Source organism: Streptomyces sp. NPDC088252 (assembly GCF_044740965.1).
GTDB lineage: Bacteria > Actinomycetota > Actinomycetes > Streptomycetales > Streptomycetaceae > Streptomyces.
The window spans coordinates 143,762-169,608 of the sequence record NZ_JBIURS010000011.1 but is presented as its reverse complement, the minus strand read 5'-3'; the positions used below and the strand labels follow the sequence as shown (position 1 = coordinate 169,608).

23 protein-coding genes and 1 pseudogene are annotated in these 25,847 nt (G+C 70.3%); 11 read left to right on the top strand and 13 right to left on the bottom strand.

All coding sequences use genetic code 11. From position 1 onward, the window contains the following. Positions 1-186: 186 nt before the first annotated feature. Positions 187-999, bottom strand: a complete 813-nt coding sequence (locus ACIOHC_RS23575; protein WP_351086434.1) for a SigE family RNA polymerase sigma factor — start codon at positions 997-999, stop codon at positions 187-189. Positions 1,000-1,191: 192 nt separating this feature from the next. On the opposite strand from ACIOHC_RS23575, the gene afsQ1 reads away from it, so the two are divergent. The 5 genes from afsQ1 (at position 1,192) to ACIOHC_RS23550 (ending at position 5,027) form a co-directional block, all read left to right on the top strand. Beyond that, positions 1,192-1,869 (top strand): two-component system response regulator AfsQ1, encoded by a 678-nt coding sequence (afsQ1, locus tag ACIOHC_RS23570; RefSeq protein WP_206433404.1) that lies wholly within the window; start codon positions 1,192-1,194, stop codon positions 1,867-1,869. Beyond that, a complete protein-coding gene (locus ACIOHC_RS23565) occupies positions 1,866-3,404 on the top strand; it encodes a HAMP domain-containing sensor histidine kinase (RefSeq protein WP_351086436.1) in 1,539 nt (512 codons plus the stop codon). Before afsQ1 ends, ACIOHC_RS23565 begins: the two co-directional genes overlap by 4 nt. Beyond that, positions 3,401-4,018 (top strand): GerMN domain-containing protein, encoded by a 618-nt coding sequence (locus ACIOHC_RS23560; protein WP_351086438.1) that lies wholly within the window; start codon positions 3,401-3,403, stop codon positions 4,016-4,018. The genes ACIOHC_RS23565 and ACIOHC_RS23560 overlap by 4 nt, the downstream gene beginning before the upstream one ends. A 166-nt stretch (positions 4,019-4,184) precedes the next feature. Then, positions 4,185-4,733 carry a VanZ family protein gene (locus ACIOHC_RS23555; protein WP_351086440.1) on the top strand — a complete coding sequence of 183 codons (549 nt, stop codon included), beginning with the start codon at positions 4,185-4,187 and terminating at the stop codon, positions 4,731-4,733. 93 nt (positions 4,734-4,826) lie between these two features. After that, the gene (locus tag ACIOHC_RS23550) at positions 4,827-5,027 is read left to right on the top strand and encodes a PspC domain-containing protein (RefSeq protein WP_401843829.1); all 201 of its coding nucleotides are present in this window, start codon (positions 4,827-4,829) and stop codon (positions 5,025-5,027) included. Positions 5,028-5,098: 71 nt separating this feature from the next. Here ACIOHC_RS23550 and ACIOHC_RS23545 read toward each other — a convergent pair whose 3' ends face one another. After that, a complete protein-coding gene (locus tag ACIOHC_RS23545) occupies positions 5,099-5,416 on the bottom strand; it encodes a hypothetical protein (RefSeq protein WP_351086444.1) in 318 nt (105 codons plus the stop codon). 135 nt (positions 5,417-5,551) lie between these two features. Continuing rightward, positions 5,552-6,706 (bottom strand): adenosine deaminase, encoded by a 1,155-nt coding sequence (locus ACIOHC_RS23540; protein WP_365694454.1) that lies wholly within the window; start codon positions 6,704-6,706, stop codon positions 5,552-5,554. Between the two features lie 103 nt (positions 6,707-6,809). On the opposite strand from ACIOHC_RS23540, the gene ACIOHC_RS23535 reads away from it, so the two are divergent. Next, a complete protein-coding gene (locus ACIOHC_RS23535; RefSeq protein WP_351086448.1) occupies positions 6,810-7,571 on the top strand; it encodes an alpha/beta hydrolase in 762 nt (253 codons plus the stop codon). 299 nt (positions 7,572-7,870) lie between these two features. After that, complete coding sequence (locus tag ACIOHC_RS23530) at positions 7,871-8,416, top strand: hypothetical protein (RefSeq protein WP_351086450.1); 546 nt, start codon at positions 7,871-7,873, stop codon at positions 8,414-8,416. A gap of 33 nt (positions 8,417-8,449) precedes the next feature. Here ACIOHC_RS23530 and ACIOHC_RS23525 read toward each other — a convergent pair whose 3' ends face one another. Next, complete coding sequence (locus tag ACIOHC_RS23525) at positions 8,450-9,403, bottom strand: LysR family transcriptional regulator (RefSeq protein WP_389636845.1); 954 nt, start codon at positions 9,401-9,403, stop codon at positions 8,450-8,452. Between the two features lie 62 nt (positions 9,404-9,465). On the opposite strand from ACIOHC_RS23525, the gene ACIOHC_RS23520 reads away from it, so the two are divergent. The 3 genes from ACIOHC_RS23520 to ACIOHC_RS23510 all read left to right on the top strand — a co-directional run bounded on the left by ACIOHC_RS23520 (position 9,466) and on the right by ACIOHC_RS23510 (position 12,680). Then, positions 9,466-10,785: an MFS transporter gene (locus ACIOHC_RS23520; protein WP_389636846.1), complete on the top strand. Its 1,320-nt coding sequence runs from the start codon at positions 9,466-9,468 to the stop codon at positions 10,783-10,785. 85 nt (positions 10,786-10,870) lie between these two features. Continuing rightward, complete coding sequence (locus ACIOHC_RS23515) at positions 10,871-11,587, top strand: L,D-transpeptidase family protein (RefSeq protein WP_401843825.1); 717 nt, start codon at positions 10,871-10,873, stop codon at positions 11,585-11,587. Between the two features lie 106 nt (positions 11,588-11,693). Continuing rightward, positions 11,694-12,680: a sigma-70 family RNA polymerase sigma factor gene (locus tag ACIOHC_RS23510; protein ID WP_351086457.1), complete on the top strand. Its 987-nt coding sequence runs from the start codon at positions 11,694-11,696 to the stop codon at positions 12,678-12,680. Between the two features lie 109 nt (positions 12,681-12,789). Here the strand turns inward: ACIOHC_RS23510 and ACIOHC_RS23505 are convergent, their stop codons facing one another. Next, positions 12,790-13,158 (bottom strand): STAS domain-containing protein, encoded by a 369-nt coding sequence (locus tag ACIOHC_RS23505; protein WP_365694448.1) that lies wholly within the window; start codon positions 13,156-13,158, stop codon positions 12,790-12,792. A gap of 361 nt (positions 13,159-13,519) precedes the next feature. Between ACIOHC_RS23505 and ACIOHC_RS23500 the strand changes: the two genes are divergently transcribed. Then, positions 13,520-16,795 (top strand): S8 family serine peptidase, encoded by a 3,276-nt coding sequence (locus ACIOHC_RS23500; RefSeq protein ID WP_401843917.1) that lies wholly within the window; start codon positions 13,520-13,522, stop codon positions 16,793-16,795. A 173-nt stretch (positions 16,796-16,968) separates the two neighbouring features. On the opposite strand, the pseudogene ACIOHC_RS23495 reads toward ACIOHC_RS23500, so the two are convergent. From ACIOHC_RS23495 to ACIOHC_RS23460, 8 genes and pseudogenes are all read right to left on the bottom strand, one after another. Next, positions 16,969-17,076 (bottom strand): annotated as a pseudogene (locus ACIOHC_RS23495) (Uma2 family endonuclease); the annotation flags it as partial. A gap of 97 nt (positions 17,077-17,173) precedes the next feature. Continuing rightward, the gene (locus ACIOHC_RS23490; RefSeq protein WP_351074351.1) at positions 17,174-18,451 is read right to left on the bottom strand and encodes a thymidine phosphorylase; all 1,278 of its coding nucleotides are present in this window, start codon (positions 18,449-18,451) and stop codon (positions 17,174-17,176) included. 173 nt (positions 18,452-18,624) lie between these two features. Beyond that, positions 18,625-19,023 (bottom strand): cytidine deaminase, encoded by a 399-nt coding sequence (locus ACIOHC_RS23485; protein ID WP_351074352.1) that lies wholly within the window; start codon positions 19,021-19,023, stop codon positions 18,625-18,627. Next, complete coding sequence (locus ACIOHC_RS23480; RefSeq protein WP_351074353.1) at positions 19,020-20,309, bottom strand: ABC transporter permease; 1,290 nt, start codon at positions 20,307-20,309, stop codon at positions 19,020-19,022. Before ACIOHC_RS23480 ends, ACIOHC_RS23485 begins: the two co-directional genes overlap by 4 nt. Continuing rightward, the gene (locus ACIOHC_RS23475) at positions 20,306-21,421 is read right to left on the bottom strand and encodes an ABC transporter permease (RefSeq protein ID WP_351074354.1); all 1,116 of its coding nucleotides are present in this window, start codon (positions 21,419-21,421) and stop codon (positions 20,306-20,308) included. The genes ACIOHC_RS23480 and ACIOHC_RS23475 overlap by 4 nt, the downstream gene beginning before the upstream one ends. Further along, complete coding sequence (locus ACIOHC_RS23470) at positions 21,418-23,028, bottom strand: ABC transporter ATP-binding protein (protein WP_351074356.1); 1,611 nt, start codon at positions 23,026-23,028, stop codon at positions 21,418-21,420. The genes ACIOHC_RS23475 and ACIOHC_RS23470 overlap by 4 nt, the downstream gene beginning before the upstream one ends. 284 nt (positions 23,029-23,312) lie before the next feature. Beyond that, positions 23,313-24,353, bottom strand: a complete 1,041-nt coding sequence (locus tag ACIOHC_RS23465) for a BMP family ABC transporter substrate-binding protein (protein ID WP_351074357.1) — start codon at positions 24,351-24,353, stop codon at positions 23,313-23,315. Positions 24,354-24,491: 138 nt separating this feature from the next. Next, positions 24,492-25,718 (bottom strand): amidohydrolase, encoded by a 1,227-nt coding sequence (locus tag ACIOHC_RS23460; RefSeq protein ID WP_351074533.1) that lies wholly within the window; start codon positions 25,716-25,718, stop codon positions 24,492-24,494. Between the last annotated feature and the right edge of the window lie 129 nt (positions 25,719-25,847).

Below are 25,847 nucleotides of genomic sequence, written 5' to 3'. Positions count from 1 at the left end.
CCCCGGTTTTCGGGCCCACCGGTTCGTGCGGTGCCCCGGCCCCCGGTGGTCAGCCCCCCGGCCGGCGGGGGGCTTGACGACGGGGTCGGACGGGCCCCCAGCCCGTCCGACCCCGCAGCACTTCCCCCGTGCACCACCGCCTCCCCCGAGGCGGCGGCCCCCTCGTCCCCCGTGTCCCCCGTCCCCTCAGGCCACCAGCTCGCCGAAGGACTCCTCCTCGTCACGGCCGAAGCTGAGGACCTCGTCCTCGCGCAGCCGACGGAGCGACCGCCAGATGCTGGACTTCACCGTGCCGACACTGATGTCGAGGATGGCCGCGATCTCCGGGTCGGTGCGGCCCTCGTAGTAGCGCAGGACCAGCATCGTGCGCTGGAGTTCCGGCAGCCGCGCCAGCGCCTGCCAGAGCACGGCGCGCAGTTCCGTGCCGCGCATCGCGTCCGTGTCGCCCGCCGTCTCCGGCAGCTCCTCGGTCGGGTACTCGTTGAGCTTGCGCCTGCGCCAGGCGCTGATGTGCAGATTGGTCATGGTGCGGCGCAGATAGCCGCCGACCGCCGCCTTGTCGCTGATCCGGTCCCACGCACGGTAGGTCGAGAAGAGAGCGCTCTGCAGCAGGTCCTCGGCCTCGAACCGGTCACCGGTCAGGTGATAGGCGGTTGCGTACAGGGAGGCGCGGCGCTCCCGGACGTAGGCAGTGAACGCCGTTTCGGCGTCCTCGACCTGCGCCGGGGCCTTCCGCTCCCCCGTGACCTCCCCGTACGCGGCTCCCCCGTTGCTTCCCCCGCCGTTTCCCCCGTTGTCCCCCACGGACGCGTCGATCACCGTCATGTACGACGTGTGCTGACGCCCGGCGCCCCGAACGCACCCCCGCCCGCCGCCGAGCTCTCGGCTCCGCTCAAGCAGGGAGGCGCCCCCCACGGCACCGGATTTCTCGGTACTCCGGCCGACATCGTGGAGACGCGTGACAACTGCGCTTGCGGTGGTGCTGTGAGTTGCGTTCATCTTGCGCCCCCCATCGGTGGAGTCCGTCCGTTCCTTGTGCCAATGAGCTTGCCGGGGCAGTTTCATCGGGCTGTCCGCCGACTGTCACAGCCCTGTCACAGGGCCTGCCGTCGGCGCGTCGCCGGTCCGCCGGATGTATGAGTCGGCGCCAACTGTCGAACTGGGGCTCCACCATGGGTCAGAATGACCAGCGTGCCTTTCCTGTTGCTGATCGAGGACGACGACGCCATCCGCACGGCCCTCGAACTCTCGCTGTCACGCCAGGGCCACCGTGTGGCCACCGCGGCGACGGGAGAGGACGGCCTCAAACTGCTGCGTGAGCAGCGGCCGGATCTGATCGTGCTGGATGTGATGCTGCCCGGAATCGACGGTTTCGAGGTGTGCCGGCGCATCCGGCGCACCGACCAACTGCCGATCATTCTGCTGACCGCGCGCAGCGACGACATCGACGTCGTGGTGGGACTCGAGTCCGGCGCCGACGACTATGTGGTGAAGCCCGTGCAGGGCCGGGTGCTCGACGCCCGCATCCGGGCGGTGCTGCGCCGCGGTGAGCGCGAGTCCACCGACTCCGCGTCCTTCGGGAGCGTGGTGATCGACCGTTCCGCGATGACCGTGACCAAGAACGGCGAGGATCTGCAGCTCACGCCGACCGAGCTGCGACTTCTGCTGGAGCTGAGCCGCCGGCCGGGCCAGGCCCTGTCACGGCAGCAGCTGCTGCGGCTGGTCTGGGAGCACGACTACCTCGGTGACTCCCGGCTCGTGGACGCCTGTGTGCAGCGGCTGCGCGCCAAGGTGGAGGACGTGCCGTCCTCGCCGACCCTGATCCGTACCGTTCGGGGTGTGGGCTACCGGCTGGATTCGCCTCAGTGAGTGATGCCGTCAAACGGACCCTGCTCACCGGGCTTCGCTGGACCAGTCTGCGGCTGCGTCTGGTCGTCGTGTTCGCGCTGGTGGCGCTGACCGCCGCCGTGTCCGCCTCGGGGATCGCGTACTGGCTGAACCGCGAGGCCGTGCTGACCCGCACCCAGGACTCCGCCCTCGGGGACTTCCGCCAGGAGATGCAGAACCGGGCGGCCTCGCTGCCGCCGCAACCCACCAAGGACGATCTGCAGAACGCCGCCGTGCAGATGGCGAGCAGCTCGCCCGGCTACAGCGTGCTGCTGGTCGACGAGCGCGACCGGGGCAAGCCGATCGTCGGCAACTCCGACCTGGACACCTTCACGCTCGACAACGTGCCGCTGTCGCTGCAGAAGGCCGTCGACAAGAAGCAGCCGGTCGAGGCGGGCAACAAGTACGCGTACCACCTGTTCTGGCAGCGGACCAGTATCCGCGGCACGCCGTATCTGGTGGGCGGTACGAAGATCATCGGCGGCGGCCCGACCGGCTACATGCTGAAGTCCCTCGACCAGGAGCGTCAGGATCTGAACTCGCTCGCCTGGTCGCTGGGGATCGCCACCGGGCTCGCCCTGGTCGGCTCGGCGCTGCTCGCACAGGCCGCCGCGACGACCGTGCTGCGCCCCGTTCAGCGGCTCGGTGACGCCGCCCGCAAACTCGGCGAGGGCAAGCTCGACACCCGGCTCGTGGTCTCCGGCACCGATGAACTCGCCGATCTCTCCCGTACGTTCAACAGGACCGCGAGTTCGCTGGAGAAGAAGGTCGCGGACATGAGTGCGCGGGACGAGGCGAGCCGACGGTTCGTCGCCGACATGTCGCACGAACTGCGCACCCCGCTCACCGCGCTGACCGCCGTCACCGAGGTGCTGGAGGACGAGGCGGACAGCCTCGATCCGATGATCGCGCCGGCGGTGCACCTGGTGGTGAGCGAGACCCGGCGCCTCAACGACCTGGTGGAGAACCTGATGGAGGTCACCCGCTTCGACGCGGGCACGGCCCGGCTCGTCCTCGACACGGTCGATGTCGCCGACCAGGTGACCGCCTGCATCGACGCCCGTGCCTGGCTGGACGCGGTGGATCTGGACGCCGAGCGCGGCATGCTGGTCCGCCTCGACCCCCGGCGGCTCGATGTGATCCTGGCGAATCTGATCGGCAACGCCCTCAAGCACGGCGGTTCGCCGGTGCGGGTCGCGGTGCGGACCGAGGGCGACGAACTCGTCATCGAGGTCCGCGACCACGGCCCCGGCATCCCCGAGGACGTCCTGCCGCACGTCTTCGACCGGTTCTACAAGGCCAGCGCCTCCCGGCCGCGCTCCGAGGGCAGCGGCCTCGGTCTGTCGATCGCCATGGAGAACGCGCACATCCACGGCGGCGACATCACGGCCGCGAACTCACCGGACGGCGACGGCGCGGTGTTCGTCCTGCGGCTGCCGCGCGACGCCGAGCCGCTCACCCGTTCCGACGGGGACCGCGACCCGGGGAACCAGGACGAGGAGGGCGAGGCGACATGACGGGCGGCAACCGCCGGGCGGTCCGGTCGGCCGTGGCGCTGGCCGGTGCCGTGACCGCGGCCGTGCTGGCCGCGGGCTGCGGGATCAGGACCACCTCCGTGCCGGTGGACGCCGGGGCGGCGCCGTCCCGGGTGCCGTGCTCGATGTCCGCGGAGGACGTCACCACCCAGGCTCTCCGGGGCATCCCCGTACAGATCTATCTGGTCTGCTCCTCGCAGCTCGTCACGGTGGACCGCACGGTGCAGGTCGGGGACGCGAAGTCGGACCGGATCCGGATAGCGCGGGCTCTCCTGGAGGAACTGGAGCAGAAGCCGTCCGCCGACGAGCGGCGGGCCGGGTTCACCACGGCCGTTCCGGCCGGGCTGCGGATCGGCCCGGCCCGCAGCGGTGACCGGCAGGGCACGCTGCGGCTCAGCGAGCAGCCGGAGGACCTGCCGGCCGAGGCGCTGGCCCAGATCGTGTGCACGTACGCGGAGAGCGAGACGCTCGCCCCGCAGGGCACGGTGGTGCTGGCCGGGCCCGGCGCATACGCGCCGCGCGGGTATCTGTGCACCGCGGAGACGAAGGCGCGGCCGAAGGCCGTGCCGACGCCGGCGGCGCGGCCGAAGGCCTGAGCGCGGGAATGCCGGGGCGCGGGAGACGTCCGGCGGCCGGTTCGCCGTTCTCGCGCGCCGGGTGGGCCGGGCTCGGCCCGAGCGGGTCGAGGCGCCGAACGGGCCCGGCGACGGGTTCGTCGGGCTCGGCGGAACCGATCCTGCCGCCCGGCGCGTCTTGGGGGGCGTGCGTCAAGGTTCGGGCAGTCGAGCTGCCATCCGCTTCCGCGCGGCCGGGATCTCTCTCCTCCTCGCGCATCTGCTGCTTGTCGGCTGGCTGACGCTGCGCCCCCTCGACGTGCCGTGGACGACGGCCTCGAACCTCCACCCGCTCGCCGGCATCAGAGCGGACCTGTCGCTCGGCACGGTCGAGGCCACCCGCCGGATCGGCGCGGGACTGCTGCTGCTGGCCCCGCTCGGCGTACTGCTGCCGATGGCCGGAGGGCGGCTGTTCGTCTCCCCGTGGGCCTCGATGGCCCGTACCGTCGCGGCGGGGGCCATGATCTCGCTCGCCATCGAACTGCTGCAGACCGGAGTGCCGGGGCAGGTCGTCGACGTCGACTCGCTGTTGCTGAACACGATCGGTGTGGCGCTCGCCCATCTGCTGGTCGTACCCGTGGGCCGGGCGCGGCTGCGCCGCAGGAAGCAGCGGCGGATCAGGGTGATGCCCCGCCCCAGGGACGAGCCTGCTCAGGGGCCGACCCCGACGATTCCCAGGGTCGGTATCGCACCGTAGAGCGATGCTTTGCCCCTGTTCGTCGGGCGACCATGAATGCATCGGGAGCACGACGGAGCTGCTCCTCAGCAACGGTTCACGAAGGAGCCCACCATGGCCGCACTCGCCCGCCCCCTCGACGGACGCATGATCGGTGGAGTGTGCGCGGCGCTGGCACGGCGCTTCGGCACCTCCGCGGGAACCATGCGCGTCATCTTCCTGCTCTCCTGCCTGCTGCCGGGGCCGCAGTTCCTGCTCTACCTGGCGCTGTGGGTGTTCTTCCCGGCCGAGAAGACCTCGTCCACCGCCTGGTGAGGCGCCGCACCACATGCCTGTGGGGCGGACACCCGGTTCGGGTGTCCGCCCCACAGGCGTGCGTACGGGGATCAGCCGCCGAGCGGGAGGCCGTTGGTCGACAGACCGCTGGTCTTCAGGCCACCCGCGGGCAGACCGCCGAGCAGGCCCTTGACCGGCGCGGTGGCGCCGTCGGCGAGCTTCTGCCGGCCGGTGCCGAGAAGCTTGGTGCTCGCGTCCTGGACCGGCAGGGTCCGGGTGGCGTCCTCCAGCGTCGAGCCGGCGACCGGCAGGGTGGTGGCCGCGGCGTCGGTCGGCAACACGGCGGCGGAGGCGGTGCCCGCGGCGGCAGCGGCGAAAGCGGCACCGAGCGCGGCGACGCCGAGAGTCCTGACGGCAGACTGCTTCATGTGAAATTCATCCTTGGGGGAGGGGAAGTGAGCGGCTCTGAAACGTAGTCAGCCCACTACCCGTCCCGCAAACACGCCCCGCCCGGGCAACGGCCGGGAATTCGCCCTCCCGGCCGTTCCCCCCGAAAGTGTGAATCAGTCCCCGGAAGTCGAAGAGACGCTGGTCGTGGCGGTCTGCTCGAAGAGCCACTCGGACTTCAGCTCCGCATATCCGGGCTTGATCACATCATTGATCATCGCGAGACGTTCATCGAAAGGGATGAACGCGGATTTCATCGCGTTGACGGTGAACCACTGCATGTCGTCGAGCGAGTATCCGAAAGTCTCGGTCAGCTTCTCGAATTCACGGCTCATGGTCGTACCGCTCATCAGCCGGTTGTCCGTGTTCACGGTGACCCGGAAATAGAGCTTCCGCAGCAGCCCGATGGGGTGCTCGGCGTACGAGGCGGCGGCGCCGGTCTGGAGGTTGGAGGTGGGGCACAGCTCCAGCGGGATGCGCTTGTCCCGTACGTAGGAGGCGAGACGGCCGAGCTTCACACCGCCGTCCTCGGTGACCTCGATGTCGTCGATGATGCGGACGCCGTGGCCGAGCCGGTCGGCGCCGCACCACTGGAGGGCCTGCCAGATCGACGGCAGGCCGAAGGCCTCGCCCGCGTGGATGGTGAAGTGGTTGTTCTCGCGCTTGAGGTACTCGAACGCGTCGAGGTGCCGGGTGGGCGGGAAGCCCGCCTCCGCGCCCGCGATGTCGAAGCCGACGACGCCCTGGTCGCGGTAGCGGTTGGCGAGTTCGGCGATCTCCAGGGAGCGGGCGGCGTGCCGCATCGCGGTGAGGAGGGCCCCCATGCGGATGCGGTGCCCGTCTTGGCGGGCCCGCCGCTCGCCCTCACGGAAGCCCTCGTTGACCGCCTCGACGACCTCTTCGAGGGTCAGCCCGGCTTCCAGGTGCTGCTCGGGGGCGTACCGCACCTCGGCGTAGACGACACCGTCCGCGGCCAGGTCCTCGGCGCACTCGGCGGCCACCCGGAACAGTGCCTCACGGGTCTGCATGACGGCGCAGGTGTGGGCGAACGTCTCCAGGTAGCGCTCCAGCGACCCGGAGTCGGCCGCCTCGCGGAACCAGATGCCGAGCTTGTCGGGCTCGGTCTCGGGGAGTCCGTCGTATCCGCTCGCGAGGGCGAGGTCGACGATCGTTCCCGGGCGCAGGCCGCCGTCGAGGTGGTCGTGGAGAAGGACCTTGGGGGCACGTCGGATCTGATCCTGGCGGGGCGCATGGAGGGTCGGGCTCATCATTTGGGCACTCTAGCGCCTACGCGCGTAGATTGTCGCTTGCCGATACGTAACAGTGACCGCGAATACGGGTGGAGTACACCTGCCCTTCTGACACTGTTCTGTCATGGCACAGCGCGCACTCCCCCTGCCTGCTGCGAGGCTGGGACGGGCCGTCAGGACGGCCGGAGCACCATCTGCGGTCAGCGGCGTGGTTCTGCTGCTCCCTGACGGCGAGGCCGACTCGCACCGCCGCCCCTCCCCTCTTTCGTACGCCCTCCAGCTGCCGCTGGCCCGGACCCTGGCCCGCGCGGGCCAGGAGGACGGGCTCGCCGCGCATGTCGTGCGCTACAGCTGCCGGGGCTGGAACGCGACCGACGCGCAGCTCGCGGCGGACGCCCGTTGGGCGGTGGACGAGGTCGTACGGCGCTACGGCGACGTCCCCGTCTGCCTCGTCGGCCACGGCATGGGCGGCCGGGCCGCGCTCCGGGCGGGCGGCCACGCGGCGGTCGGCTCCGTGCTGGCGATGGCTCCGTGGCTGCCCGAGGACGCGCGGGACGAGCCGGAGCCGGTGAAGCATCTGCTGGGCCGGCACGTCCTGCTCGTCCACGGCACGAACGATGCCCGCACCGATCCCGAGCTCTCCTTCCGGCTCGCCGAACGGGCCAAGAAGGCCAACCGTGACACCTGCCGTTTCGAGGTCCACTCGGACGGCCACGGTCTGCGCCAGCACCGGGCCGAAGTGGCGGCCCTGGTCACGGACTTCGTCCGCGGCTCGCTCTTCGGCCGGGCCTACGCCCGTCCGGTGGCCGACGCCCTGGCGGCTCCGCCACCGCTGGGGCTGCGGATGCCGCTGGCCGCGGGGTTCGGAAGGTCGTTGCGGGACTGAGGGGACGAACCGGCGGGGGCCGAGCGGCACATGATGTGGCCGCACCCGGTCGGCCGCGCAACCGGCGGAAACGTGAATGGGGTTGAGTACGGGCACTCATGCCTCTCACCACCACGACTCATAGGTTGATCACACGATGAGCAGCCATGAACAGCGACGGCATGAGGGGGGCTCATGAGTGCCGTGGTCCACAGCGCGAGTACCGCCTTCGGAAGGTGGCCGACGATCCGCCCGGTGACGGTGGCCGAAGATGCGGTGCACACGGCGCCACCGGGCGGGACGGGGCCGGTGACGCGCTCGTGACCGCGGTGAGGGTACGCGTGCTGGAGGGGCCGCCGCTGGTGCGGTGGCTGTGCGCCGAAACGGCGCTCACCTGGGTCTGCGTCACCGTCGTGGGTGTCCTCGGCCCTTGGGGGGACCATCCGACGAGGTGGTTCGTCCCCACCTGCCTGCTGCTGCCGGTCGTGCTGCACTACGCGCTGCGGGGCCGGTTCGCCGTACGTCTGGACGACGCCGGGATCACGGTCGTCCGGCCCTGGAGCCGTCGGCGCGTTCCCTGGGCGGAGGTGGGCGGGATCCGGTTCACTCCGCTCCCTGTCGAGGAGGACGACATCGCCTGGTGGGCCGTGACGACGACCGTGGGGGCCGCACGCACGCTGCCCCTGGCCACCGTCCGCGACACCGACGAACCGGCGTTCGACACCCTGCGCCGGCACGGGCTGCTGTTCGGGCCGTTCGCCGACCGCGGCCTCGGTGTGCTCGGCACGCCGGAGGACTCGCGCGCACACGCGTACTTCGAGCGGGCCGTACGCGCGGCCGGGGGCCGGTCATCGGGCGGACGGTGAGCCGGGACCGTCTCCGGCGCCGTCCCGGCCCGGTCAGTCCGGCAGCAGGTGTCCCCGCCTCGACAGCAGGAAGCGTTTGAAGGCGGCCACCGGCGGGGTGTCCGGGTGGCCGTCCAGCCAGGCGACGCCGATCTCGCGGGCCGCCCTCGGTGCCGTCACGGTGAGCTCGACGACGCCGGGGCGGGCCACTGCGGGCGGCGGCAGCAGGGCCACGCCGAGACCCGCCGCGACCAGGCCGCGCAGGGTCTCCGCCTCCTCGCCCTCGAAGGCGACGCGTGGCGTGAACCCCGCCTCCGCGCACAGGTCGTCGGTGATCCGCCGCAGGCCGTAACCCGGTTCGAGGGTGACGAACTTCTCGTCGGCGGCCTCCGCCAGGCGGATGCGACGACGCGTGGCGAGCCGGTGGTCCTCGGGGACGACAAGACGCAGCCGCTGTTCGTCGAGGCGGCGGGCGACCAGATCCGGGGCGTCCGGGACGGGTGAGGTGAGGCAGAGGTCGAGGCCGCCGGCCCGGAGGCGTTCGATCATCGCCTCGCCGTAGTTCTGCACGAGCTGGAAGCGGACCCGGGGGTGGTCGGCGCGGAAGGCGCGGAGCAGGGCGGGCACGGTCTCGGAGCCCATGGTGTGCAGAAAGCCGAAGGCGACCTTGCCGGTGGCCGGGTCGGCGTCGGCCCGTACCGAGTCGGCGGCCTTCTCGACCTCGGCGAGGGCCCGCTCGGCGGAGCCCAGGAAGGTGCGGCCCGCGGGGGTCAGGGAGACGGTACGGCCCTTGCGGGCGAACAGGGCGACTCCCAGGTCCTGTTCGAGCCTGACCATCGACCGTGAGAGCGTCGACTGCGGGACGCCGAGCTCGTGCGCGGCACGGGTGACGTGCTCGTGCCGCGCCACCGCCTCGAAGTGGGCCAGCCTCGGCGCGAGGACCGCGCGAATGTCTTCTTCGTAACTGCTCGGTGACAGCCGTGGCCGTGAGCTGCGTTCATGCACCATGGGATTGATTATCGCCAATTCGTGCATTGGACGCATGAAACCGGGGAGCCTACTTTCGAACCATGCCTCCTGCCAGTACCGGGGCGTCCACCCTCACGGTGGCCGCCTCGCCCCAGCCGTCCCCCGTCGCCGCTGCCGCCGCCACCGGCCCCGCCGGACCGGACCGTCTCGAACCCGGCCGCCCCGGTTACCGCCGGATGAGCTTCGCGCTCTTCGCCGCCGGTGTCGCGACCTTCGCACTCCTCTACTCCACCCAGGCCCTGCTGCCCGCCGTCTCCGCGTCCCTCGGCGCCACGGCCGGACAGGCCAGCTGGACGGTCTCCGCCGCGACGGGCGCCCTGGCGCTGTGCGTGCTGCCGATGAGCGCGCTCTCCGAGCGCTTCGGGCGACGGCAGATGATGACCGCCTCCCTGACGGTCGCCGTGCTGGTCGGGCTGCTCGTACCCTTCGCGCCCTCGCTGGGCTGGCTGATCGCGCTGCGCGCCGTCCAGGGCGCGGCACTGGCCGGGCTGCCCGCCTCCGCGATGGCCTACCTGGCGGAGGAGGTACGGCCGAAGGCGCTGGTCGCCGCGATCGGGCTGTTCGTGGCGGGGAACAGCATCGGCGGGATGAGCGGCCGGATCCTGACCGGCTGGGTCGCCCAGCTGTGGGGCTGGCGGGCGGCGCTCGGAGCGGTCGGGCTGATGGCCGTGGCCTGCGCGGTGGTCTTCCACCTCATGATCCCCGCGGCCCGGCACTTCACCCCGGGCTCGCTGAACCCGAAGGCCCTGGCGAAGACGGTGGGCGGGCACCTCGCCGATCCCCTGCTGCGCCGGCTGTACGCCATCGGCGCGCTGTTCATGACGGTGTTCGGCGCGGTCTACACGGTGATCGGCTACCGCCTGGTGGAGGCGCCGTTCAACCTCCCGCAGGGGATCGTCGGCTCGATCTTCCTGGTCTATCTCGTCGGTACGGTCTCCTCCGCGGCGGCGGGCAAGCTGGTCGCCCGGCTCGGCCGCCGGGGCGCGCTGTACCTCGCCGTCTCCACCACGGCCGCCGGTCTGCTGCTCTCGCTCGCCGACCAGCCGGCCGCCGTACTCCTCGGCCTGGTCCTGATCACGGCGGGTTTCTTCGCCGGACACGCGGTCGCCTCCTCGTCCGTGAGCCGTACGGCGACGAAGGGCCGGGCACAGGCGTCGGCGCTCTACCAGTCCGCGTACTACCTGGGCTCCAGCGCGGGCGGCACGCTCGGCGCGGTCGCCTTCCACGCCGGGGGCTGGGCCGGGACCGTGTCGTTGGGGCTCCTCGCCGTCCTCGGCGTCGTCTCGATCACGCTGTACGGCTCACGGGCCGCGCGCGCCGAGCGCCGCCGGCTCCTGCCGGTGGCGTCCGTACAGAACTGAGACGTACAAGGCACAACCATCCACTCCCCGACGCGCGTCTAGCAGGCGGAATCACCTCACGGCGCGCGAAGGGGAGTTGGCGTACATGAGAGTCGCAGGAATATTTCGGGGGGTCCGGGCGCGGCGGGCGGTCGCACTGTCCGTCGCCGGTCTGACGGCGGCGCCCGCCCTCGTCCTGGGCACCGGCGGATCCGCGCAGGCGGCGTCCTGCACGACGTCCACCGGGCCGTACCAGAAGCAGGTCGAGAAGTATCTGCACCGGCCGGTCGACGGCAAGCAGTCGGCCGCCGACTGCAAGGCGATCCAGTCGTTCCAGCGCACCTACGGGGTCACTCCCACGATCGGCTACGCGGGACCGGTCACCTGGCGCACGATGAAGACGCTCACGGCCCAGAAGGAAGCCGGCAAGACCCCGAACAAGGCCAAGAAGTGCCCCACGAACAAGGGGCGGATAGCGTGCGTGGACCTGACCCGGCAGCTGAGCTGGATCCAGGACGGCAGCAAGCTGAAGTTCGGTCCCGTGCCGGTACGCACCGGGCGGAACGGGTACGAGACGCGCACCGGGTCGAAGCAGATCTACCTGCGGCACATCAACCACGTCTCGTCCATCTACCACGTGTCGATGCCGTACTCCCAGTTCTTCGACGGCGGGCAGGCGTTCCACTCGGTGGGTGTCAGCATGTGGAACCCGCCGGGGTCGCACGGTTGCGTCAACATGCGGGACGCCGACGCGAAGTCCTACTGGAAACTGCTGAAGAACGGCGACGACGTGTACGTGTACGGGCGCAAGCCCGGAACGTGACCTGATGGTGGGCCGCTTCGGTGCTTCCCGCCGTCGTTGTCAGTGGCCTGCGGTAGCTTCCACAGTGCTGAAGTGAGTGGCGTCACAGCACAACAGGGGTGGAGCGATGGGTGATCTGGCAGCGGCGGACATCGACAACCGTCTGGAGGGACACCGGGTCGAGCTGACCGGCTACTGCTACCGCATGCTCGGCTCGGCCTTCGAGGCGGAGGACGCGGTACAGGACACGCTGGTGCGTGCCTGGCGCAACTTCGACAAGTTCGAGGGGCGTTCCTCGCTGCGGTCCTGGTTGTACCGCATCGCCACCAACGTCTGCCTGGACATGCTGAACGCGGGCAAGAAGCGGGCCCGTCCGGTCGATCTGACGGGCCCGACGCCGCTCGCCCGGGCGGCGCTCAACCCGCTGCCGGAGAACACCTGGCTGGAGCCGATGCCGGACGGGCGGATCCTGCCCACGACGGCCGACCCGGCGGAGGCCGCCGTGGCCCGGGAGTCGGTGCGGCTCGCGTTCGTGGCCGCGTTGCAGCATCTGCCCCCCAAGCAGCGGGTGGTGCTGATCCTGCGCGAGGTGCTCGCCTGGAAGGCGAGCGAGGTCGCCGAGTTGCTCGACACCTCGGTCGCCTCGGTCAACAGCGCCCTCCAGCGGGCGCGCGCTACCCTCTCGGAACGCGAGGGCCTGGTCCCCGACAGCGCGGATCCGCTCGACGAGGAGCAGCGCAGGCTCCTTGAGCGCTACGTCGCGGCCTTCGAGGGGTACGACATGGCGGCGCTGACCGCGCTGCTCCACGAGGACGCCGTCATGACCATGCCGCCGTTCGACCTATGGCTCCAGGGGCACGAGGACATCACCGGCTTCATGGTCTCCCACGGTGCCGGCTGCGCGGGCTCGCGGCTGGTGGCGACGGAGGCGAACGGCGCCCCGGCGTTCGCGCACTACAAGCCGAATCCGGACGGACCGGGGTTCGTGCCGTGGGCGGTGCAGGTCATCGACATCTCGGATGGCGTCATCACCGGGATGCACTGCTTCCTGGACACACCGCGCTGGTTCCCGCTGTTCGGTCTGCCGGACCACCTCGACGCGGACGCCGCGTGAGGCGCGGCATACGGAACGGGCGGACGTAGAGGGAGCGGGCCGGTGGGGCGGGACGCCGGAGGGGACGGGCCGGCGAACGGGACGGCCCCGCCCCGGGCCGGATTCCCGCTCAGGCTCCGCCGTCCCCGGCCTCGCATCGCACGTCCACCACATCGGCCAGCCCCACCAGGTCGAGCAGGCTCCGCAGTTCGGGCGGCACATTGCGCAGCCGGAGCCGTCCGCCGCCCGCCCGGCGTGCGACGAGCCCCAGCCGCGCGATCGCCTCGACCAGGGCCAGATCCGGCTGCACGACTCCGCCCACATCGCAGTCCACCTCGGCCTCCGGGTCGTGGACGGCGCCCTCGGCGCCGTCCAGCAGCGACTCCAGCTCGGCGCAGAGTCCCGGCACGCGGTCCCGTGTGACGCGTCCGGTGACGACAAGAACGATCGGGCTCATGGCTTCCACATCAGGGTGACCGGTCCGGCGGCCGAAACTCATCGCTGCCCCGCTCCGCACCTTCCCGCCGTCCCGGACCGGCCCCTGTCCCCCGAATCCGCTCCTCAGCTGCTCCCTCGTGCCCGGCACACACCCCTCGGTCGCCCTCGCCCCCCGTCCGGTTCACCCGCGCACCGATGAACTTCCGTCAACTCCGGTTGTCTGTGCGGTTCCTGTGAACCTTTTCGATCAATTCTCCCTCTAGGTAGGTGAACCGGCCGACACCGGCTTCTCAGCGGTGCCGACTGACCAGTGGCCCCTCATCGGGCTGCCTGATTCTCCAGGGGGAGAGTTGCGCAAACACGTGAGAAACGCGTGTGTTTCGACCATCGCCACGGCGGCCGCCGTGGCGCTCGCAGCCGGGATGACCACGCCGGCCGTGGCACAGCCCGAGATCGCGCGGTCCACGGGCACCAAGTCCGTGGCCCGGCACCAGCTGACGCTGATCACCGGTGACCGCGTCTCGGTGGACGCCAAGGGCCGGGTCACGGGCTTCCGACCCGCCAAGGGGCGTGAACACATACCCGTGCAGCGTCAGATACGTGACGGGCACACCCTGTTGGTCCCGGCCGACGCACACCGGCTGATCAGCTCCGGCAAGCTGGACCGACGGCTGTTCGACGTCACCGAGCTGAACCGCGCGGAGAACCGCCGGGCGCAGAAGGCGGGCCTGAAGCTGATCGTCGCCTACCGGGGCGACCGGGCCGCGACGGCGAAGGCGGAGGTCCGTGACGCGGGCGCCACCCGGGTCGACCGGACCCTGAAGATCCTGAACGCCGAGTCGGTGACCACCCCGACCCACGACGCGAAGGACATCTGGCAGGCACTCACCAGCAAGCCCTCGAACGGCGCCCAGCGCACCACGGCCGCCGGTGTCGACCGGGTCTGGCTGAACGGCGTGCGCAAGGCGAGCCTCGACAAGAGTGTGCCGCAGATCGGCGCACCGACCGCCTGGAAGGCCGGTTACACCGGGAAGGGCGTCAAGATCGCCGTCCTGGACACCGGGGTGGACGCCACCCACCCGGACCTCAAGGGCCAGGTCCTGGAGACGAAGAACTTCACCTCCTCGCCCGACACCAAGGACCGGGTCGGACACGGCACGCACGTCTCCTCGATCGCGGCCGGCACGGGTGCCAAGTCGGGCGGCAAGTTCAAGGGCGTGGCCCCGGACGCCAAGCTCATCGAGGGCAAGGTGCTCGGCGACGACGGCTTCGGCGACGACTCCGGCATCCTGGCCGGGATGGAGTGGGCGGTCGCACAGGGCGCCGACATCATCAACCTGAGCCTCGGCGGCGGCGACACCCCCGAGATCGACCCGCTCGAAGCGGCGGTCAACAAACTGTCGGCCGAAAAGGGCGTCCTGTTCGCCATCGCGGCGGGCAATGAGGGCGACGGCGCCGGTACGGTCGGCTCCCCGGGCAGCGCGGACGCCGCCCTGACCGTCGGCGCGGTCGACGACAACGACCAGCTGGCCGACTTCTCCAGCCGTGGCCCGCGCATCGGCGACGGTGCCATCAAACCGGATGTCACCGCCCCCGGCGTCGACATCACGGCCGCGGCCGCACCCGGCTCCGCCATCGACCAGGAGGTCGGGCAGAACCCGCCGGGCTACCTGACCATCTCCGGTACGTCGATGGCCACCCCGCACGTCGCGGGCGCCGCGGCGCTCCTCAAGCAGCAGCACCCGGACTGGAAGTACACCGAGCTCAAGGGGGCCCTCACGGCCTCGACGAAGCCCGGCGCGTACACCCCGTTCGAGCAGGGCTCGGGCCGGATCGCCGTCGACCGGGCGATCGCCCAGACCGTCGTCGCGGACCCGGTCTCGGTGAGCTTCGGCGTCCACCAGTGGCCGCACACCGACGACACCCCGGTCACCAAGAACGTGACGTACCGCAACCTCGGTACGACGGACGTCACCCTCGACGTCGCGGTCACGGCCACCGGCCCGAAGGGCAAGCCCGCCCCGGCCGGATTCTTCACCCTCGGCGCCGACAAGGTGACCGTCCCCGCGGGCGGCACCGCCGACGTACCGCTGACCGTGAACACCAAGCTCGGCGGCACGGCCGACGGCACCTACTCCGCGTACGTCGTCGGGACCGGTGACGGCCAGACCGTGCGCACCGCGGCCGCGGTTGACCGTGAGATCGAGTCGTACGACCTCACGGTCAAGTTCATCGGACGTGACGGCAAGCCCGCCAAGTACTACGAGTCCGATCTCTTCGGCATGTCCGGTTCGGCACGCGATGTGTGGGTGTCCCCGACGGGCGAGGGCGGCACGGCGAAGGTCCGCGTCCCCAAGGGCGGTTACGTGATGAACTCGGCCGTCTACGTCGACCCGGAGAACAGCGCCAAGGGCATCGACTGGTTCGCCCAGCCGATCCTGAACCTCACGAAGAACACCACCGTGACGCTCGACGCGCGCAAGACGAAGCCGGTGAACTTCACCCTGCCCACCACGGGCACGAAGGCCCAGCTGGCGGCGCCCGACCTCCAGTTCGTCACCAAGGACAGCGGCTACGGCTACGGCTGGCTCCTCGACTCGTACCAGGGGTTCCGCACCGCGCACGTCGGCCCGAAGGTGACCGACGGCTCGCTCTCCCAGCACTGGCTCGGCAGCTGGACCAAGGGGGCCTCGACCCGGTACGACATCGCGGTCGGCGGCCCGGTGACCCAGGCGGCGACCGGATACAGCCGGAAGTTCACCACCGCTCAGATGGCCAAGGTCCAGACCTCTCTCGGCTCGTCCGCCAAGGGCAAGACCGGCGGGATCGCGGCCTGGGGCTCGCTCCCCGGTTCGTCCTCCGGCTGGGCGGCCTGGTCCAGCCAGAAGCTCCCCGGTACCAACACCGCCTATGTCTCCACCGCCGACAAGGTGCAGTGGAACTTCGACTTCAGCCAGGAAGGCGGATTGGACGAGGACGGCTACCCGGTGACCGAGGCGATGTACTCCCTCGGTGACCCGCAGACCCTCAAGGCGGGCAAGACCTACAGCAAGAAGGTCAACACCGCCGTGTTCGGCCCCGCGCTCGGCGCCGGTTACGGAATCTTCCGCGACGGCAACGACATCGTCGGCGCGCTGCCCCTGACGGCCGACGGCAGCGGCAACATCGGCTCCTCCACGTACAGTTCGGTCAAGACCGTCCTGTACCGCAACGGCACCAGGATCGCCCAGAACGCGGACCCGCTGGAGGGCTACACCCCCATCACCGTGCCGTCCGCGGCCGCGGACTACCGGCTGACGACCTCGGTCCGGCGCAGCACCAAGGTGTCGGCCGTCTCCACCCGGATCGACGCGAGCTGGACCTTCCGGTCCAAGAAGAGCGCCGACTCGACCCAGCTGCCGATCTCCACGGTCCGCTTCACGCCCAATGTGACGCTGGACGGCAAGGTCACCGCGGGCAGGACCGCCTCCGTGCCGGTGAAGGTGCAGGGCGCCGCGGCCGGTAAGAACCTGAAGTCGCTGACCGTGTACGTCAGTTACGACGCAGGCAAGACCTGGAAGAAGGCCACGGTCAAGGCGGGCAAGATCTCCGTGAAGAACCCGGCCAAGGGGAAGTCCATCTCCTACAAGGCCAATGTCACGGACAAGAAGGGCAACAAGTCCTCCGTGTCGATCTACCACGCGTACTTCGGCAAGTGAACGGCCTGGCGGTGAGCCGGTAGGCGCACCGCCAGCATGAGAGCGGCCCGTCGGGGCGGATTCCTCCGCCCCGACGGGCCGCTCGCGCACGCGCGGGACCGGCGCGGCGCCGCTTCTCAGCTGACCGGAAAGGCCCCGGTGTCCAGCACCAGCGCGAACGGCTCGGGAAGCGTCAGCTCCACCTTGCAGCCCTCGGGTGCGTCCGTCTCCTCCCAGATCCGCACGAGGTCGTCCCACTCCTCGCCGTGCCCCGGCGCGGGGTCGACGGTGAGTGCGCTCATGGCGGTCTCCTCCATCGGTGCGTCACCGAGTCCAGCATGCCGAACGGGACCGGCGGCAGTCCACCGGTCCCGTTCACCCGTACGAGTAAACCGCAGGTCAGGCGATACGTTCCCGCACCACGGGGGTGGCCGTGAACTCCGTGCCCTCCGGAGCGATGTCGTACGAGGAGGGCAGTGCCTTCAGCGCGTAGTCGAACTTCTCCGGGGTGTCGGTGTGCAACGTCAGCAGCGGCTGTCCGGCCGTGACCGTGTCGCCGGGCTTGGCATGCAGCTCGACGCCCGCGCCCGCCTGCACCGGGTCCTCCTTGCGGGCCCGGCCCGCGCCGAGACGCCAAGCGGCGACGCCGATGTCGTACGCGTCCAGGCGGGTCAGCACACCGGTGGACGGGGCCGTCACGACGTGCTGCTCACGGGCGACCGGGAGCGCGGCGTCCGGGTCGCCGCCCTGGGCGGAGATCATCCGGCGCCAGACGTCCATCGCGGAGCCGTCGGCGAGGGCCTTCTCCGGGTCGGCGTCCTTGAGCCCGGCCGCGTCCAGCATCTCGCGGGCGAGGGCCAGGGTGAGGTCGACGACGTCCCTGGGGCCGCCGCCGGCCAGCACCTCGACCGACTCGCGCACCTCCAGGGCGTTGCCCGCGGTCAGGCCGAGCGGGGTGGCCATGTCGGTGAGCAGCGCGACCGTCCGCACTCCGCTGTCGGTGCCCAGCGCGACCATGGTGGAGGCCAGTTCGCGGGCGTCGTCCATGGTCTTCATGAAGGCGCCCGAGCCGACCTTGACGTCCAGGACGAGCGCGCCGGTGCCCTCGGCGATCTTCTTGGACATGATCGAGCTGGCGATCAGCGGGATGGCCTCGACGGTGCCGGTGACATCGCGGAGCGCGTACAGCTTCTTGTCGGCGGGGGCGAGCCCGTCACCGGCGGCGCAGATCACGGCGCCGGTGGTGTCCAGGACGCTCAGCATCTCCTCGTTGGTGAGGTGGGCGCGCCAGCCGGGGATGGACTCCAGCTTGTCGAGCGTGCCGCCGGTGTGGCCCAGACCCCGTCCGCTGAGCTGCGGCACGGCGGCGCCGCACGCGGCGACCAGCGGGGCGAGCGGCAGGGTGATCTTGTCACCGACGCCGCCGGTGGAGTGCTTGTCGGTGGTGGGCCGGGAGAGCGACGCGAAGTCCATGCGCTCGCCGGAGGCGATCATCGCGGCGGTCCAGCGGGCGATCTCGGTGCGGTTCATGCCGTTCAGCAGGATCGCCATGGCCAGCGCGGACATCTGCTCATCGGCGACCTCACCGCGGGTGTACGCGTCGATGACCCAGTCGATCTGCTCGGGGGTCAGCTCGCCTCGGTCCCGCTTGGTGCGGATGACGGAGATGGCGTCCATGTCCTGGGAGTCCTTCCGGCCGGTACGTACGCAAGAGTCCTGGATGACTCTACGCGCATAGAGGGTGGAGAGAGGGGTGGCCCTCCCGACGGGCGGGAGGGCCACGGTGGTTCGGCTGCGGATGTCCGCCGGTCCGGTCGGCCCGGACGCTCGGTGCGGGCCGGCCGGTCCGGCTACTTCAGATGGCCCGGTCCGAACGCCTGCGGCAGCATCTCGTCGAGCGTGCGCAGTCCGTCCGGCGTCTCCAGGATCAGCTCCGGCCCGCCGAACTCGTACAGCAGCTGCCTGCACCTGCCGCACGGCACGAGGATCTCGCCCGCCCCGTCCACGCAGGTGAAGTGGGTCAGCCGCCCGCCGCCCGTGGCGTGCAACTGGGAGACCAGGCCGCACTCGGCGCACAGCCCGATGCCGTACGAGGCGTTCTCGACGTTGCAGCCGGACACCGTACGCCCGTCGTCGACGCGCGCCGCCGCACCGACCGGGTAGTGCGAGTAGGGGACGTACGCACGCGTCATGACCGACCGCGCGGCGCTCCGCAGCGCCGCCCAGTCGACCTCCGCGCCGGCCGTCACTTGCCCTGGCCCTTCCGGTAGCGCATGCCGTCCGCCTTCGGCATCCGCAGCCGCTGCGCGGAGAGCGAGAGGACGAGCAGCGTGACGATGTACGGGGTCGCGCTCACGAACTCGGTGGGCACCGTGTCCGTACCGAGGTACCAGACCAGCACCGCGGCGGCGACGACCGCGCTGACCACGCCCTGGACGAAGCTCTTGCGGTAGAGCTTCCAGGCCGCGAGCACGGCCAGCATGACCACGAGCAGCAGGAGCAGCGCGTGGACGGACTCGCCGCCGTTGCGCAGCTGGAGCGCGTCGGCGAAGCCGAACAGACCGGCGCCCATGGCCAGTCCGCCGGGCCGCCAGTTGCCGAAGATCATCGCGGCGAGACCGATGTATCCGCGCCCGCCGGTCTGGCCCTCGTTGTAGATGTGCGAGGTGACGAGCGAGAGGAAGGCACCGCCGAGGCCGGCCATTCCGCCGGAGACGATCACCGCGATGTACTTGTAGCGGTAGACGTTGACGCCGAGCGATTCGGCGGCGACCGGGTTCTCACCGCAGGAGCGCAGCCGCAGCCCGAACGAGGTCTTCCACAGCACGAAGAACGTGAGGGCGAAGAGGACCACGGCCAGGATCGTCAGCAGCGACACATGGGTGACCAGGCCGCCGATGACGCCGGCCAGGTCGGAGACGAAGAACCAGTGGTGCTTCTCGATGGAGTGCAGCCAGTCGGAGAGGCCCGGGATCGTCACCGAGGTGATGTCGTCGGCCGGCGGGGACTGCTTCGGGCTGCCGCCCTTGGCCGCCGCCTCGCCCGAGTTGAACCAGAGCTTGGCCAAGTAGGTGGTGAAGCCGAGCGCCAGGATGTTGATGGCGATACCGGAGATGATGTGGTCGACGCCGAAGGTGACGGTCGCGACGGCGTGCAGCAGTCCGCCGAGCATGCCGCCGATGACGCCGGCCAGCACGCCGAGCCACGGGTTGGTCTGCCAGCCGGCCCAGGCGCCGAAGAACGTGCCCAGGATCATCATGCCTTCGAGCCCGATGTTGACCACACCGGCCCGCTCGGCCCAGAGGCCGCCGAGACCGGCGAGCCCGATCGGCACGGCCATCGCGAGGGCCGCGCTGATCTGTCCGGCGGAGGTGACGTCCGCGGCGCCGGTGATGGCGCGTACGGCGGACAGCGCGAGCAGCACACCCGCGACGATCAGCAGTACGACGGGGAAGGAGAGGCGGGTGCGGCCGCCCTTGCCGCCGGAGACCTTGGGGGCCGCGGGGGGCGGAGTGGAAGTCGCCGTGACGGTCACGCCGACACCTCCTGCTGGTCGGAGTTACGGGCGGCCTGTGCGGCTAGTTCCGCGCCGACCTTGCTCTGCTGGCGCTTGAGTCCGTAGCGGCGGACGACTTCGTAGGCGATGACGACGCACAGGACGATGACGCCCTGGATCACGCCGACGATCTCCTTGTCGTACCCCTCGAATTCGAGCTTGCCGGTGCCGCGCTCCAGGAATCCCCACAGCAGCGCGCCGAGCGCGATGCCGACGGGGTGGTTGCGGCCGAGGAGGGCGATGGCGATACCGGTGAAGCCGATGCCGACCGGGAAGTCGCCGCTGTACTCGTAGCTGTCGTTGAGGAGGGTCGGCATACCGATCAGACCGGCCACGGCGCCGGAGATCAGCATCGAGGTGACGACCATCTTCTTCACGTCGACACCGCTGGCCTCCGCCGCGGAGCCGGACTGGCCGACGGTGCGCAGGTCGAAGCCGAACCGGGTGCGCGAGAGCGCGAACCAGTAGGCGATGCCCGCGACGACCGCGACCACGACGAAGCCCCAGACGGGCGACGGGGTGGTGGGGAACTCGAAGAAGTGCGCGGACTCCGGGAGCGGCTTGGTGGAGATCTTCGTGCCGGCCTTGTCCAGGTGGCCGAGGCGGCCCTGCTGGAGCAGATAGCCGATGACCGCCGTCGCGATGGCGTTCAGCATGATCGTCGAAACGACCTCGCTGACGCCCCGGGTGACCTTGAGGACACCGGCGATACCGGCCCACATGGCGCCGACGATCATCGCGGTGAGGATGATCAGCGGGATCTGCAGGGCGCCGGGCAGGGTCAGCGCGCCGCCCACCGCCGCGGCGAAGAAGGCCGCGAGACGGTACTGGCCGTCCACGCCGATGTTGAAGAGGTTCATCCGGAAGCCGACGGCCACCGCGAGACCCGCGAGGTAGTACGTCGTCGCCTTGTTCAGGATGTAGACCTGGCTGTCCGACTTCAGTCCGTAGTCGAACATGATACCGAAGGCGCTGAACGGCTCCTTGCCGGTGGCGGCCAGCACGAGTGCGGTCACCAGGAAGGCGACCACGATCGCGAGTACGGGGGCCGCGATCCCCAGGAGCAGCCGCTCCTTGTCGATCTTCTTCATCGGTCCTCTCCCCCGTCCCGGGGGTCGGTGTCGGTGCTGTCGGCACCCGGGGCGTCCGGTGCTTCGGCCCCGTCCGGTGCTTCTGTTGCGTCCGGTGCTTCGAGGTGCCCGGTGGCCGCGCCGGTCATCGCCGAGCCGAGCTCCTCAGGGGTGATGGTCGCCGGGTCGGCGTCCGCGACCAGCCGGCCGCGGTACATCACGCGCAGGGTGTCGGAGAGCCCGATCAGCTCGTCCAGGTCGGCGGAGATCAGCAGGACCGCCAGTCCCTCGCGGCGCGCCTCCCGGATCTGGTCCCAGATCTGCGCCTGTGCACCGACATCCACTCCGCGGGTGGGGTGCGCGGCGATCAGCAGTTTCGGAGCGTGGCTCATCTCCCGGCCGACGATCAGCTTCTGCTGGTTGCCGCCGGAGAGGGAGGCCGCGGTGACCTCGATACCGGGGGTGCGGACGTCGTACTCGCGCACGATCCGCTCGGTGTCGGCGCGGGCGCCCTTGAGGTCGAGGAACGCGCCCTTGCTGTTGGGGCGTTCGGTGACGTGGCCCAGGATGCGGTTCTCCCAGAGCGGGGCCTCCAGCAGCAGTCCGTGCCGGTGGCGGTCCTCGGGGATGACACCCATGCCGTTCTCGCGGCGCTTGCGGGTCGGCGTGCGGGAGATGTCGGCGCCGTCCAGGGTGAGCACACCGTCGTCGAGCTGACGCATGCCCATGATGGCGTCGACCAGTTCGGACTGGCCGTTGCCCTCGACGCCCGCGATGCCGAGGACTTCGCCCTTGTGGATGGTGAAGCCGATGCCGTCGAGCACCGACCGCACCACACCGTCCGGGTCCGTGGCGGTCAGCCGCAGTCCCTCGACGGTCAGCATCGGAGTGTCGGTGACGGTCGACTCGCGGGTCTCCGGGGACGGGAGCTCGCTGCCGACCATCAGCTCGGCGAGCTGCTTGGTCGTGGTGTGCTTCGGGTCGGCGGTGCCCACCGTCGTACCGCGCCGGATGACGGTGATCTCGTCGGCGACGGACAGCACCTCGCCCAGCTTGTGCGAGATGAAGATGACGGTCAGGCCCTCGGCCTTGAGCTCGCGCAGGTTGTCGAAGAGCGCGTCGACCTCCTGCGGCACGAGGACGGCGGTGGGCTCGTCGAGGATGAGGGTGCGGGCGCCGCGGTAGAGGACCTTGAGGATCTCCACGCGCTGCCGGTCGGCGACCCCGAGGTCCTCGACCATGGCGTCCGGACGGACACCGAGGCCGTAGGCGTCGGAGATCTCCTTGATCTTGGCGCGGGCCCGGTCGCCGATCCCGTACAGCTTCTCGGAGCCGAGGACGACGTTCTCCAGGACGGTGAGGTAGTCGGCGAGCATGAAGTGCTGGTGCACCATGCCGATACCGCGGTCGATGGCGTCGCCGGGGTTGTGGAACGAGACCTGCTCGCCGTCCACCGCGATGGTGCCCTCGTCCGGCTTCTGCATGCCGTACAGGATCTTCATCAGAGTGGACTTGCCCGCACCGTTCTCGCCGACGAGAGCGTGGACGGTGCCGCGGCGCACGGTGATGTCGATGTCGTGGTTGGCCACGACCCCGGGGAACCGCTTGGTGATGCCGCGGAGCTCCACGGCATGGGGACTGCTGGACGCGTTGATGGCGCACTCTCCTTGGCAGGAGCGGAGGGCGGAGGCGGTGGGACGGAGGCGGTGGAGCGGTGGGACGGAGGCGGTAGAACGGTGAAAGGTACCGCGCCCGGCGGATGCTACGCGCGTAGCGCCACCGAATCGTTGGCCACCTGATGACAGGTGGCGGACAGTGTGCGCACGGCTACGGCACGTCGGCCGGACCCGTACGTGAAATCGGGGCCCGAGTGAAGCCGAAGCGGCTCACCCGGGCCCCGATCGACAGTGGATCAGGTCGTGGTCTTGACCGTGATGGAACCGTCGACGATCTTCTTCTTCGCCTCGTCGAGCTTGGCCGTGATGTCCTTCAGGTGGTCACCCGTGGTGGTCAGGCTGACGCCGCCCTTGGCCAGGGAGTACGACTGCGTGCCGACGACCGGCTTGCCGTCCTTGACGGACTTGATCAGGTCGTAGACACCGCCGTCGACGTTCTTGACGACGGACGTCATGATCGTGTCCTTGTACTTCGCCAGCGACGGGTCGAGGGCCTGGTCGGAGTCGACACCGATGGACCAGGCGCCCTTCTTGCCCGCGACGGCCTCGATCGAACCGGCACCCGAGCCGCCCGCGGCGGCGAAGATGACGTCCGCGCCCTTGTCGAGCATGCCCTTGGCGGCGGCGGCACCCTTGTCGGGGCTGCCGAAGCCGGAGAGGTCCGAACCGGTGGACAGGTACTGGATCTGCACCTTGGCCTTCGGGTTGGTGTCCATGACACCCTGCTGGAAGCCCGCGGCGAACTTCTTGATCAGCGGGAGGTCGACGCCACCTATGAAGCCGACCTGGCCGTCCTTCGACTTCAGCGCGGCCGCGACACCGGCGAGGTAGGAGCCCTGCTCCTCGGTGAAGACGATGCTGTCGACGTTCTTCACGTCGGAGACCGAGTCGACCAGACCGAAGTTGACCTTCGGGTACTTGGCCGCGATCTTGTCGACCGCGTCCTTGTAGGCGAAACCGATCGCGATGACCGGGTTGTAGCCGCCCTCGGCGAGCGACTCCAGCCGCTGCTCACGGTCGGCCGGGGTCTCACCGGTCTTGGCGGTGAGCTCCTTCGTCGTGGCACCCAGCTCGGACTTGGCCTTGTCCAGACCACGCGCCGCGGAGTCGTTGAACGAGTTGTCGCCGCGGCCGCCCACGTCGTAGGCCATGCCGATCTTCATCTTGCCCTTGTCGGAGCCGGAGCTCTCGGTGGACGACTCGCCACACGCGGTGGCGGTGAGCGCGAGGGCCGCGGTGACAGCACACGCGGCAGTGATCTTGGATACCCGGCGCAAGGGAAGGCTCCTTCAAACCTGACCGAAGCGCCTCTTCCGGCGCTGGTTTCGCGGCGATCGTAACGCGCGTAGATGTCAGATAAAGCCCTGTACGGAAGCCGTTATCGGATCGTCGCGAACCAGAGGTGTCGCGTCCGGTCACGGATGGTTGCCGTCGAGCAACGCGCAGGCAGTGAAGAGCTCCACCGCCACCGTGATCGCCTCCTCGTCCGCGTCGAAATCGCCACGATGCAGGTCGAGACGGGCGGTGTCGCCGGGCGTGCGGACCCCGAGCCGGGCCATGGCCCCCGGGACCTGTTCCAGGTACCAGGAGAAGTCCTCGCCGCCGAGGCTCTGCTCGGTGTCCTCGATCGCGTACGAACCGCGCCGCGCGGTCATCGCCCCCGCGAGCAGATCGATCACGGCGGCGTCGTTCACCACGGGCGGGACGCCCCGGACGTAGTCGATCACCGTCTTGGCGCCGTGCATCCCGGCCACTTCGTCGATCGCCGCGTGCACGAGGTCCGGCGCCTCGCGCCAGGCCGCCAGGTCCAGGCAGCGCACGGTGCCGGAGAGTTCGGCATGCTGCGGGATCACATTGCAGGCGTGCCCGGCCTCCAGTCGGCCCCAGGTGACGGCGAGACCGGCCCGCGCGTCGACCCGGCGGGCCAGCAGCGCGGGCACCTCGGTGGCGACCTTGGAGGCGGCGGTGACCAGGTCGGTGGTCAGATGCGGCCGGGCGGTGTGCCCGCCGGGGCCGTCGAGGCTGACCTCCAGCCGGTCGCAGGCCGAGGTGATCGCCCCGACCCGCAGCCCGATCCGCCCCACGTCCACCTTCGGATCGCAGTGCACCCCGATGATCCGCCCGACGCCCTCCAGCGCCCCGGACTCGATCGTGTCGGGCGCACCGCCCGGCAGCACCTCCTCGGCCGGCTGGAAGATCAGCCGCACGGGGTTGGGCAGCAGCCCCTGCCGGTCCAGCTCGGCGAGCACGAGCCCGGCGCCGAGGACCGCGGTGGTGTGGATGTCGTGCCCGCAGGCGTGCGCCCGGTCGGGGACGGTGGAGCGGTACGGGACACCCGCCTTGGTGTCCGGGATGGGCAGGGCGTCGATGTCCGCGCGCAGGGCGAGCATGGGCCGCGTGTCGCCTTCCCGGCCGCCCACGTCGCACAGGAGTCCGGTCCCGGTGTCGAGTACCCGTGGTTCCAGCCCCGCCTTCTCCAGCCGGGCCTTGATGGCCGCGGTGGTACGGAACTCCTGGTTGCCCAGCTCAGGGTGCATGTGCAGGTCGCGCCGGAAGGCGATCAGTTCGGCACGCAAGGACTCTGACAGGGCGCCGGGCAGCGCCTCGTCCCCGGGCAGTCGGGCATCGGAATCACGGGACATCAACTGGTTCACCTGGTGAAGGGTAAGCCCGTTCCCCCGTCAACTGACCATGAAACAAGAAAAGTTCAGCCACATAGACGAATAAATGACTGCGTCGTGGCGTGTGAGGTGACGGCGAGGTGGGTAAAC